8 protein-coding genes are annotated in these 12,124 nt (G+C 67.5%); all 8 read left to right on the top strand.

All coding sequences use genetic code 11. The features are described from left to right. Positions 1–28 precede the first annotated feature (28 nt). Positions 29–505 carry a hypothetical protein gene (locus FFY45_RS10410; RefSeq protein WP_176340378.1) on the top strand — a complete coding sequence of 159 codons (477 nt, stop codon included), beginning with the start codon at positions 29–31 and terminating at the stop codon, positions 503–505. 134 nt (positions 506–639) lie between these two features. Continuing rightward, positions 640–1,896, top strand: coding sequence for a dipeptidase (locus FFY45_RS10405; protein WP_176340377.1), 1,257 nt, complete (start codon positions 640–642; stop codon positions 1,894–1,896). A 470-nt stretch (positions 1,897–2,366) separates the two neighbouring features. Beyond that, on the top strand, positions 2,367–3,677 hold the full coding sequence (locus FFY45_RS10400) for an MFS transporter (protein WP_176340376.1): 1,311 nt from the start codon (positions 2,367–2,369) through the stop codon (positions 3,675–3,677). Between the two features lie 25 nt (positions 3,678–3,702). Next, complete coding sequence (locus tag FFY45_RS10395; RefSeq protein WP_176340375.1) at positions 3,703–4,872, top strand: glycerate kinase; 1,170 nt, start codon at positions 3,703–3,705, stop codon at positions 4,870–4,872. A 368-nt stretch (positions 4,873–5,240) separates the two neighbouring features. Then, the gene (locus FFY45_RS10390; RefSeq protein WP_176340374.1) at positions 5,241–6,431 is read left to right on the top strand and encodes a sugar diacid recognition domain-containing protein; all 1,191 of its coding nucleotides are present in this window, start codon (positions 5,241–5,243) and stop codon (positions 6,429–6,431) included. 152 nt (positions 6,432–6,583) lie between these two features. Next, complete coding sequence (locus FFY45_RS10385; RefSeq protein WP_176340373.1) at positions 6,584–8,332, top strand: sensor domain-containing diguanylate cyclase; 1,749 nt, start codon at positions 6,584–6,586, stop codon at positions 8,330–8,332. Between the two features lie 137 nt (positions 8,333–8,469). Beyond that, positions 8,470–8,862 carry a DUF2628 domain-containing protein gene (locus tag FFY45_RS10380; protein ID WP_074056186.1) on the top strand — a complete coding sequence of 131 codons (393 nt, stop codon included), beginning with the start codon at positions 8,470–8,472 and terminating at the stop codon, positions 8,860–8,862. A gap of 679 nt (positions 8,863–9,541) precedes the next feature. Then, positions 9,542–12,019 carry a GH92 family glycosyl hydrolase gene (locus FFY45_RS10375; protein WP_176340372.1) on the top strand — a complete coding sequence of 826 codons (2,478 nt, stop codon included), beginning with the start codon at positions 9,542–9,544 and terminating at the stop codon, positions 12,017–12,019. The last annotated feature ends 105 nt before the right edge of the window (positions 12,020–12,124 follow it).

Below are 12,124 nucleotides of genomic sequence, written 5' to 3'. Positions count from 1 at the left end.
GACTTACTCGCATCCAAGGACACTGCCCATGCGCACCTTTCTGACCACCGCTTTGTTCGCCGTCGCGGCGCTGACCGCCACCTCCAGCGCATTCGCTGCCGACCCGCACGACGGAGCCTGGACCTTGGTGGAATCCAAATCCAACTGGAGCGACGGCAAGTTTCCCAAAGGCATGCGGCTGACCATCAACGTGCAGTTCTCCGACAACCGCATCGAATACCACTCCATCAACACCACCCGTCCGGCCACCCCGTACAAGGTCGATTACGTCACCACGCTCGATGGCAAACCCAGCCCACTCAACGAGCAGGCGCGCTTCAACCAGATCGCGGTGAGCAAGACCGGTGCCGATACCTACCAGATCCTCAAGATGAAGGACGACGACGTGATCGTCGGCGAGTTCTGGACGTTTTCTGCCGACGGCAAGACGCTGATCCGCAATGGCGTGGGCAAGTCGCCGGAAGGCAAATCCAAGGCCTATCACGAGTTCTTCGAGCGCAAGTGACGCGTTGGTGCGTGGTTGCAGGCGCTGATGTCTGCGACTGCGCATCGCGGCGGCCCGCGCCCGCGTTCTGCGCAGAGATCGGCCGATCCCTGCGCGGCTATGATCGATCCATCCCCCACCTTCTGCGAGCTACCATGACCTTGCACCGCCTGTGCACCGCCATCTTCCTGAGTCTGGCCGTGGCTGCACCCAGCCACGCGTTGGAGTTTTCCAAGGCTGAGCTGGCGCGTGCCACCGCCTTGCAACAGCGCCTGGTCACGCTGGATTCGCATCTGGATACGCCGGCCAATCTGGAGCGCCCGGACTTCGACGTGTTGCAGGCGCATGCCGGCAACCGGCTGTCGCAGGTGGACTACCCGCGCATGCTCGCAGGCGCGCTGGATGGCGGCTTCTGGGCGGTCTACACCGGGCAAGGCGATCGTAGTGCGGCGGCGCATTTGCGCGATCGCGATGCCGGCCTGCAGCGGCTGTTGAAGATCCACACGCTGCTGGCCGCGCAACCGCAGCGCTTTGCCTTCGCCACCACGCCAGCCGATGCCGCGCGCATCAAGGCCGATGGCAAGCGCGTGGTGTACATCAGCATGGAAAACGCCAGCCCGCTGGTGGCCGACCCCACGCTGCTGAGCTTCTATTACGCGCAAGGCCTGCGCCTGATGAGCACCGTGCATTTTCTCAACAACGAGTTCGCCGATTCGGCCACTGACCCCAAGGGGCCGGAGTGGAAGGGCTTGAGCCCGGCCGGCAAGCAACTGGTGCAGCAGGCGCAGGCGCTGGGCATCGTGATCGATCAATCGCACGCCTCCGATGCGGTGTTCGATCAGTTGATTGCGCTGTCGCCGGTGCCGATCGTGCTCTCGCACAGCGGTGCGCGTGCGGTCTTCAACCATCCGCGCAATATCGACGACGCGCGCTTGAAGGTGCTGGCCCAGCACGGCGGCGTGATCCAGGTGAATTCCTATGGCGGCTATCTGGTCGACAGCGGCGCCAGCCCCGAGCGCAAGGCCGCCGAAAAGGCGCTGACCGACCAGTACGGCGGTTGGGAACACGTCAAGATCGCCGACGGCACCGCCCTGAGCGCCGCACTCAAGGAGCTGGATGCGCGCTACCCGATCAAGCGGGCGACCGAAGAGGATTTCTTCGCCCATCTGGAGCATGTGCTCAAGCTGGTCGGGCCTGAGCACGTGGGCATCGGCATGGACTGGGACGGCGGCGGTGGCGTGGTCGGCCTGGAAGACGTCTCCAAGCTCCCGCGCATCACCGCCTGGCTGCTGCGCAAGGGCTACACCGAACAGCAGATCGCCGGCATCTGGGGCGGCAACCTGTTGCGGCTGATGGGCCAGGCGCAGGCGTATGCGGCGGGGAATCGGGAATCGGGAGTGGGGAATCGGTAGGGCACCTGGTGCCGGGATTCGGCAGGCGGGATTCGGGATTCGCAGAGCCAAGGCGGTCCATCGTGCGGAGGGCTGGGTGCTGCGTCGGGCCTGGCGATGGGGCGCCGGGCTGGGGTAGAGGCGCGCTGCCGCTGCGGGCTTCTTCGCCGGATTGGTTGATCGGGGCGCGCGGCGTGCGTCAGCGCTAGTTGTCGGCCAGGCGGTTACGTGGCCGGGTGGCCGCGCTGCATCGGGGCGGCCAGCCTTGCACCAGCAGCATGGTCGCCGTGGCGCTCCGAGCCCGGCACATGCCGAGATGCTTGATGCGGATTTGGGCATTTGCACAAAAATCAGCGCCCACCTGCCCATGGACAGGCAGCATCCTGACGATGCTTCCGGGAAAAAGCTCCAACTAGAATGCGCCGACCCCTGTGTGGTGCCGGTGCCAACGCACCGCGCACCGGTTGGCCCACCGACTGCTGGAGCGTGCGATGACCCAAGCCACCCGGCCCCTGCCGCCCCCCGACGGTATGGGCCCGACCTACCGCAAGATCCTGTGGCGGCTGATCCCGTTCCTGTTCGTCTGCTACCTGTTCAATTACCTGGACCGGGTCAACGTCGGCTTCGCCAAGTTGCAGATGCTCGGCGACCTAGGCATGAGCGAGACCGTGTACGGGCTGGGCGCGGGCATCTTCTTCATCGGCTACCTGGCCTGCGGGGTGCCGAGCAATCTGATCCTGCAGCGCATCGGCGCGCGCCGCTGGGTGGCGATCATGATGGTCAGCTGGGGCCTGCTCTCCACCTGCCTGATGTTCGTGCGCACCCCGGCCGGTTTTTACACGCTGCGTCTGCTCACCGGCGCGGCCGAAGCCGGTTTCTTCCCCGGCATCGTGCTGTATCTGACGCGCTGGTTTCCGCGCGCCCAGCATGGCCGGGTCATGACCGTCTTCATGTCGGCCATCCCCATCTCCGGCGTGCTGGGCGGGCCGTTGTCGGGCTGGATCCTCAGCCACTTTTCGGCCGGGCAGGGCGGTTTGGCCGGCTGGCAATGGATGTTTCTGCTGCAAGGCCTGCCCACGGTGCTGCTGGGCATCGGGGTGTGGTTCCTGCTCAGCGATGGCGTGCAGCAGGCGACCTGGCTGGATGCGCAGGAGAAACAGGCACTGACCCGCGCGCTGGCCGAGGACGAAGCAGGCAAGCCGGCCGGCGCCTCCACCTCGCTGGGGGCGGTGCTGCGCAACCCGGCGGTGTGGATGCTGGGCACGGTGTACTTCTGCATCCAGAGCGGGGTGTATGCGATCAACTTCTGGCTGCCCTCCATCATCCAGGGCAGCGGCGTCACCGACCCGACCCGGATCGGCCTGATGAGCGCCATCCCGTATCTGGCCGCAGCGGTGTTCATGGTGCTGATGGGCCGCTCGGCCGACCGCCGCGGCGAGCGTCGCTGGCATCTGGTGATCCCGCTGCTGATGGGCGCAGCCGGGCTGTGCATCGCCGCCAGCGTCACCGACAACCTGGCGCTGGCGCTGTTCGGCATGACCCTGGCCACGATGGGCGCGGTCAGCGGGCTGCCGCTGTTCTGGCCGCTGACCAATGGCTTTCTCACTGCCGCCGCCGTGGCCGGTGGGCTGGCGCTGATCAATTCCACCGGCCAGGTCGCCGGCTTCGTCAGCCCGTATCTGGTGGGCTGGATCAAGGACACCACCCACAGCACCGAGCTGGCGCTGTACGTGCTGGCCGGGGCCATGCTGCTGGGCGCCGCGCTGGTGCTGCGGGTGCCGGCGCGCGCGGTGAACCAGTGATGCGTCCATTCAAGCGAGTGTCCCCATGAAGATCGTCATCGCCCCCGATTCCTACAAGGAAAGCCTGTCTGCGCTGGAGGTTGCCACCCAGATCGAGGCCGGCTTCCGCGAGGTGTTCCCCGATTGGCATTACACCAAGGTGCCGGTCGCCGATGGCGGCGAAGGCACGGTCGACGCCCTGGTGGCCGCCACCGGTGGGCGGGTGATCGCCTGCACAGTCAGCGGCCCGCTCGGCAGCCCGGTGCCGGCGTTCTTCGGCCTGACCGGCGACGGCCGCACCGCAGTGATCGAAATGGCCGCCGCCAGCGGCCTGGCGCTGCTGCCGCCGGCCGAGCGCGCGCCGCTGCGCACCAGCACGGCCGGGGTGGGCGAGTTGATCCTGGCCGCGCTGGATGCCGGCGCGCGGCGCTTCATCATCGGCATCGGCGGCAGTGCCACCAACGACGGCGGCGCCGGCCTGGCGCAGGCCTTGGGCGTGCGGTTGCTGGATGCGCAAGGCGCGCCGATCGGCCCAGGCGGCGGCGCGCTGGCCGCGTTGGCGCGCATCGAGACCGACGGCCTGGACGTGCGCCTGCAGGACTGCCAGTTCGAAGTGGCCTGCGATGTGGACAACCCGCTGATCGGCCCGACCGGCGCTTCGGCGGTGTTCGGCCCGCAGAAGGGTGCCACGCCCAGCATGGTGCGCCAGCTCGATACCAACCTGCAGCACTACGCCAACCTCCTGCAGCGCGACCTGGGCGTGCAGCTGCACGACCTGCCCGGCGGCGGTGCGGCCGGCGGCCTGGGCGCGGCGTTGGTGGCGTATCTGGGCGCACAGTTGCGGCCCGGCGTGGAGATCGTGGCGCAGGCGCTCGGGCTGGATGCGCTGGTCGCCCAGGCCGATCTGGTCATCACCGGCGAAGGCCGCCTGGACAGCCAGAGCCTGCACGGCAAGACCCCGGTGGGGGTGGCGCGGGTGGCGCAGCGGTATGGCAAGCCGGTGATCGCCATTGCCGGCTGCCTGGGCAACGGCGCCGCGCTGCTGCATGGCCACGGCATCGATGCGATGTTCGCAGTGGTGCATCGCGCCTGCACGGTGGAACAGGCGCTGGCCGAAGCCGCCAGCAACGTGCGTATCGCCGCGCGCAATGTGGCGGCGACGCTGCAGGTGGGCAGCGTGTTGGCGCAGGTGCCTGCAGTCGAAGAAGGCCGCTGACGGCAGCGCACGGATGCCTCACGCCGGCCCTCCTCGTGCCTGCCCCACTGCAGCCCATCGGCGCGCGCGACATGCCTGGCGCCTGCAGGGTGACGGCGCGACGCGGCGCGTTACCGGCGTGACTGCCACCGCTTCCGGGACATCGGCTGCTCACTCACGACGGGTGCGCAGCGCGCCGGTAGCAGGCGTCGCAGCGCGCCGCATCTTCGCCTGACGCATCCGAGTCGAACCCCGTGCGGCAGGCTGTCAGCAACGGCGGTAGAAGCACCCGCCGCCGCCGCACCATGCACAGTCACACCCGTGTCGAACATGCACGCGCCGACCATGGCACCGTGATCTCCCTCGTTCGCGTCCACAGATCCCAGCCCATGCTCACGCTCGACCGCACCCTGGCCCAGTCCATCGTCGACCGCGCGATGACCATCATCGACGGCAACGTCAATGTGATGGACCACACCGGCGTCATCATCGCCAGCGGCGAGCCGGCGCGCATCGGCCAGTTGCACGAGGGCGCGCTGCTGGTGCTGTCCCGACAGGGCCGGGTGGAGATCGATGCGGCGCTGGCGCAGCAACTGGATGCAGTGCGGCCGGGCGTGAATCTGCCGTTGATCGTGGATGGCCGCATCGTTGGCTGCGTCGGGCTCACCGGCGACCCGCAGCGGATCGGGCAACAGGCCGAACTGGTGCGCATGGCCGCCGAAGCCATGCTGGAACAGGCCGGCCTGCTGCGCCTGTTGGCCCGCGATGCGCGCCTGCGCGAAGAAGTCACGCTTGGCCTGATCCGCGCCGACGGCCCGACCCCGGCACTGGCCGGCTGGGCCGAGCGGCTCGGCATCGCGCTCGACCTACCGCGCGTGGCCGCCGTGATCGAAGTGGAAAGCGACACCCTGGATCTGGACGCCATGCTGGTGGAGCTGCAGCGCCTGCACACGCTGCTGTCCACGCCCGAACGCGGCAACCTGATCGCGGCCACCGCGCTCAACGAACTGGTGGTGCTCAAGCCGGCGCTGGACCGGCGCGGCCACTGGGACGTGGGCGAACAACGCCGCCGCGCGCACACCTTGCTCGAGCGCATGCGCGCCAGCAGCCCGCTGCGGATCCGTCTCGCCCTGGGCCAGTATTTTCCACCGCCCAACGGGCTGGCGCTGTCGCACCAGGTCGCGCGCACCACCATGCGCATCGGCAAGGCGCGCGCGCCGCAGGCCGATGCGTTTTTCTACGACGACTATCGCCTGCCAGTGCTGGTGGACGACCTGCGTCAGGCCTGGCAGGCCGATGAACTGCGCAAGCCGCTGCAGGCCCTGCTGGCACAGGAACGTCGCAGCCAGTTATTGAAGACCCTGTCGGCCTGGTTCGGCGCCGGCATGCGCATGGCGCCCACCGCCAAGGTACTGGGTATCCATCGCAACACCCTGGATTACCGCATGCAGCGCATCCAGCAACTGTGCGCGGTGGACCTGAGCAATACCGACGATTGCATGCGCCTGTATCTGGCCTTGCAGATGCGCGACGACCGCGCCGCCACCGAGGCGAAGACGGACGCCAGCGCCATCGACTAGCGCCATCGACTGAGGTGGCGCAACGGCCGCAGCGTCGGCGTGCACGCGCATCTGTGTGCGATAGCGCACGGAACCCCGCATCGCCAGTCCCTGCCAGGTATGCCCACTCAGCTAGACTGAACGCATTGCCCGGGGCACGAGCGAGCTCTCCGTTGAATCAGTGCGACACCGCCGTGTCATCCACCGCCAGCGAGGCCGAGCGCCTTGCGCGTCTGGCGTTGTTGCAGGTGGTCGACACCGACGCCGAACCGTTCTTCGATGCGCTGGCCGCCGCCGCGCAGGCGATCGCCGGCACCCCGATCGCGCTGGTGTCGCTGGTGGACGAGCGCCGGCAATGGTGGAAGGCCAATATCGGCCTGCCCGGCGTCTCCGAAACCCCACGCGAACTGGCGTTTTGCGCCTACACCATCCAGGGCGATGCGGTGATGGAAGTGCGCGATGCGCCGGCCGACCCGCGCTTCTGCGACAACGCCCTGGTCACCGAATCGCCCGCCATCCGCTACTACGCCGGCGCGCCGATCGTGCTGCCCGACGGCTTGCGCATGGGCACCGTGTGCGTGATCGACCAGCGCCCGCGCGCGCTGGAGCCGGCGCAGCTGCAGGCCTTGCAGCAGTTGGCCAGGGTCGCCGCCGAAGGCCTGGAGCAGCGCCGCGTGATGCTGGAACGCCAGGCCGCCAACGAACAACTGCAACAGCGTGTGCGCGAGAGCGAGGCGTTTCTGGAACGCACCGGCCGCGTCGCCGGGGTGGGTGGCTGGGAAGTGGATGTGGCCAGCGGCACCCTGACCTGGTCGGATCAGACCTGCCGCCTGCACGATCTGCCTCCGGGCTACAAACCGACCTTGAACGAGGGGATCGGTTTCTACCCGCTGGAGGCACGCGCGGTGATCACCGAGGCGGTCGACGCCTGCGTGCGCGACGGCACGCCCTGGGATCTGGAGCTGCCGCTGATCAGCGCCACCGGCCGGCGCCTGTGGGTGCACAGCACCGGGTCGGTGGAGCATGTGGACGGACGCACCCGCCTGATCGGCGCAGTGCAGGACGTGACCGACCGCCATCGCGCAGTGGATGCGCTGGCCGCCAGCGAACGCAAGTTCCGCAACATGTTCCAGTACAGCCTGGGCCTGATCTGCACCCACGACATGGACGGCCGCCTGATCAGCATCAACCCGGCCGCAGCGCGCTCGCTCGGTCGCCAGGTGGAGGGCATGGAAGGCCGCGCGTTGCAGGAGTTCGTGCGCCCCGAGCGGCATGCCGCCTTGCAGGGCTATCTGTCGCGCATGGTGCTCGACGGCCAGGATGCCGGGGTGATCGAGCTGGTGGCCAGCGATGGCAGCCTGCGCCACTGGCAGTACCGCAACGTGCTGGATATCGACTCCGAGGCCACCATCGTGCTGGCGCATGCCCAGGACATCACCAACCAGTACCAGCAGGAAAAACAGCTGCTGGAATGGTCGTTCACCGACCCGCTCACCAACTGCTACAACCGCCGCTTCCTGGACGAACTGGACAAGCGCGACCCCAGCGTGCGCTGGGGCTGCATCGTGGTGGATCTGGACAAGTTCAAACTGGTCAACGACACCCACGGCCACCAGCGCGGCGACGAGGTGCTGGTGCAGATGGCGTGGTTCCTCAACCAGCCGCTGCGCACCCAGGACCGTCTGGTCCGGCTGGGCGGCGATGAATTCCTGGTGCTGCTGCACCAGCCCACCCAGCCGCAGCTGGACGCCCTGGCGCGCGACTACGTCGGGGCCAGCGCCGACGCACCGATCCAGTTCACCCTGGGCACCGCCTTGCGGCATGACGGCGAGGCGCTGGCGGCGGTGGTCGATCGCGCCGACCGCTCGCTGTACGCGTTGCGCCGGTCACGCCGTGGCAGCGGCCTGAGCGACCAGCGCTAGCATCGATCAGCGGTCGCGCTGGCCCGCGCTGCCAAGCTGACTGATCCGCCACCAGATCAAGGCCTGGAGGGCTGAAACGCGTGCCGATGAATACGCGATCGCCTATCATGTAACCGTTTTCAACTACATGGTTTGGAATGGACACCTTCGATCGCACCCAGCTCAGTCCCAAGTGGCAGTTCCGTTTCGATTTCTTCGACCGTCACGGCGGCCCCAAGGAGCCGGCCTACAAGGAGGCGCTGAAGACCCTGCCGTTTGGCGAAAAGGTCAAGGTCGGCATGAACTTCTATGCCTTCTTCTTCGGCGTCATCTATTTCTTCATCATCGGCCTGTGGCGCAAGGCGTTGAGCCTGATCGGCATCAGCCTCGTGCTGAGCATCGTGGCCTCGTTCCTGCCGGCCGCGTTTCAGAATGTGCTGTGGCTGCCGCTGTCGTTGTTGACCGGCATGATCGCCAACTACGCCTATTACCTGGACAAGGTCAAAGGCAGCACCAGCTGGAACCCGTTCGAAGGCATGCGCTGGATCTGAGCAACTGCGTCACCGGCGCGTCGGCCCCTCCCGCCGCCACGCCAGCGTCGCCCGGCCCGGTCACTGACCGGGCTTTTTTATGGGCAAGCTGGAGCGCACGCGGCTACGCCGTGCGCTCACCCAGAAACCGAGCCGTTCCCAGAGACATAGCCCTCCCAGCGACCAAGCCCCCAGGCACCAAGCCTCCTCAGGAACCGAACCCCTGCAGGAACCAAGCCCCTCTCCCCCCGGGAGAGGGGTTGGGGTGAGGGTCCGGCCCCCCGACGCGCAACACGCCCAGGGAACGCCTCAACCACACGTTCACAGCGCAGCCAAATCGACCCCCAAGCCGGGCTTACCCGTCAGCACATCTGGCACGCCTCAGAACGGCAGCCCCCGAGCGCGCGCAACAGACCGCTTCAACACGTCTAAAACACCCGCAAAACTGCAAGAGCCAGCACACTTTGCTGCGCCGCGGTGTGCGGCAGATGGTCGAGAATGCTTAATCTTTGCCGACACATATGCTGTGACCGCATCGAATTTAGATCGATCCAAGTAAGCCAGTCGGGCGCGAGATCGCGATCGCGCTGAAGGTCGTTGCTCGAACGCAGTCGTTGTGCGTCGATCGCTGGGTGATGCAGCGGTCGACATGGATCCTCCACCTGCGGCTCCGGTCGCCCTCTCCCCCGAGGTGTCTTGCATGCTCTCTGCAGTCCCGTCCAATCGTTCCGTCTCGCAGGGTGCTCCGGCGCCATTCTGGCGCCGCGCCGCCGCCGGCCTATGTCTGCTCGGCATGGTGGTGTCCACACCGCTGGCCGCGCAGGATCCGGCGCAGGTCAACACCTTCATCGGCAGCAAGGACGACGGCAACACTTTCCCGGGTGCCTCGGCCCCGTTCGGCCTGGTCCAGGTCAGCCCGATCGGCGCGCACTACGCCGGCTGGCGCTACGACGACCCCAGCATCCGCGGCTTCGGCCATTCGTTTCTGTCCGGCGCCGGTTGCTGGGAGCAGGGCGGGCAGGTCTCGGTGCTGCCGGTCACCGGCCGCATCGGCCCCGGTGGCGACTTCGATACCGGCGATGCCAAGGCCTTCGACCAGACCCGCTACGCCGCCCGCTACACGCATGATGGCGAGATCGGCCAGGCCGGCTACTACAAGGTGCGCCTGACCGACTACGGCGGCATCGACGCCGAAGCCACCGCGCTCACCCGCGCCGCCGCCGAACGCTACACCTTCGCCCCCGGCGCCGACACCGGCCATGTGCTGGTCAACCTGGGCCAGGCCAACGACCGCCATGTGGTGATCGGCAGCCAGGTGCAAGTGATCGGCGCCCGCGTGGTCGAAGGCAAACTGACCACGCAAAGCTTCTGCGGCGGCCACGAATACACCACCTGGTTCCGGCTGGAATTCGACCGCCCGTTTACCGCCCACGGGGTCTGGGGCGAAGACGGCGGCGTGCCCGATGCGCGCCACAGCATGGGCGGCGAACTCAAGCCCAACGGCGCCTGGCTCAGCTTCCCGCTGGGCAAGGGCAAGGACGCACGTGCGGTGACCGTGGTCAGCGCCATCTCGCACGTGGACGCCGAAGGTGCACGCAACAACCTGCGCGCCGACGGCAGGCAGGGCGGCAAGCTGCTGGGCCTGGAGCAGATGCGCCAACGCGCGCAACAGGCCTGGCGCAAGCAACTGGCCAGCCTGCAGCTGGACGGCGCCAGCGCCGACGACCGCACCGTGGCCTACACCGCGCTGTATCACGCCCTGCTGCAGCCGCTGACCGGCAGCGACGCCGATGGCCGTTATCGTGGTTATGACGATGCCATCCACCGCGCCGACGGCTGGACCTACTACGAATATTTCTCGCTGTGGGACACCTACCGCTCGCAGAACCAGCTGCTGGCCCTGCTGCAACCGGCGCGCGCACGCGATATCGGCCGCTCGCTGCTGGCCATCCACCAGCAAGGCGGCTGGTTACCGCGCTGGGGCTACGCCAATTACGACACCAACATCATGACCGGCGACCCGGTCACCCCGTTCCTGGTCGACCTGTGGCGCTTCGGCGCGCTGCAGGGCAACGAGGCCGAGGCCTACGCAGCGCTGCGCCAGAACGCCTTCGAACAACCGCCGACCAACTCGCGCCACTCCGGCCGCTCCGGCAATGCCAGTTACCTGGCCAACGGCTTCGTGCAGTACGACCGCGCCTTCCCATCCAAGGGCATGGACGTGGACCCGCACCACGGCGGCTCGGCCACGCTGGAATACGCACTGGCCGACTGCGCGCTGGCGCAGATGGCGCAAGCGCTCGGCCACGGCGACGACAGCGCGCAACTACGCCAACGCGGTGGCAACTGGCACCGCGTCTGGGACGCCAGCGTGCGCGATGCCGACACCGGCTTCAGCGGGTTTCCGCGCCCACGTCTGGAAGACGGCAGCTGGTACGCGCCCTCGGACGATCACTACAGCCCGCGCTCGCAGCACGGCTTCCACGAAGGCACCGCCTGGCAATACCAGTGGCTGTTGCAGCAGGACATCCCCGGCATGCTGCAGGCCATGCACGGCAGCGAACAGGCCGGCAAGCGGCTGGACGCCTTCTTCGCCTACGACGACTTGCTCAAAGACCCACTCACTGCTGCGCGCACGCACTGGGTGGTCGGCCCCTACAGCTACTACAACCAGTACCGCTACAACCCCAACAACGAACCCGACCTGCATGCCCCGTGGATGTACACGCTGATCGGCCAACCATGGAAGACCGCCACCGTGGTGCGCGCCGCGCAGCAGTTGTTCACCAACGCCCCCAACGGCGTCACCGGCAACGACGATCTGGGCACGATGTCGGCCTGGTATCTGTTCAGCGCCCTGGGCCTGTATCCGGCGGTGCCGGGCAGCGGCGAGTTCCTGCTGCACGCCCCGCGCTTCAAGCACGCGACGCTGGACCTGGGTAACGGCAAGCGCCTGCGCATCGACGCCCCCGGTGCGGATGGCCGCGCGCTGCAATATGTGGAGGGCGTGCGTTTCAACGGCACACCGCAGCGCCAGGTGTTCCTGGACTGGGCCCAACTGCAGCAGGGCGGCACGCTGTCGTTTGCGCTGATCAAGCAGGCTCCTACCCAAGGCTGGGGCACGCAAGCGGACGCATTACCAATCTCGTTCTGTGCCACTCCTGCAGCCGCGCAGTAACCGCAAGCATCAGGCCGACGGATGAAAGCCCCTTTCCCTGCGGGAGAGGGGTTGGGGTGAGGGTACGGGGCAAAGCCACTTACCAAGTTGAATGACATGAGGCTT

Origin of the sequence: Xanthomonas hortorum, assembly GCF_011305375.1 — a bacterium.
Classification (GTDB): Bacteria; Pseudomonadota; Gammaproteobacteria; order Xanthomonadales; family Xanthomonadaceae; genus Xanthomonas; species Xanthomonas hortorum_E.
Note: the sequence above shows the minus strand (reverse complement) of the source record. Positions and strands in the feature narration are given on the sequence as shown.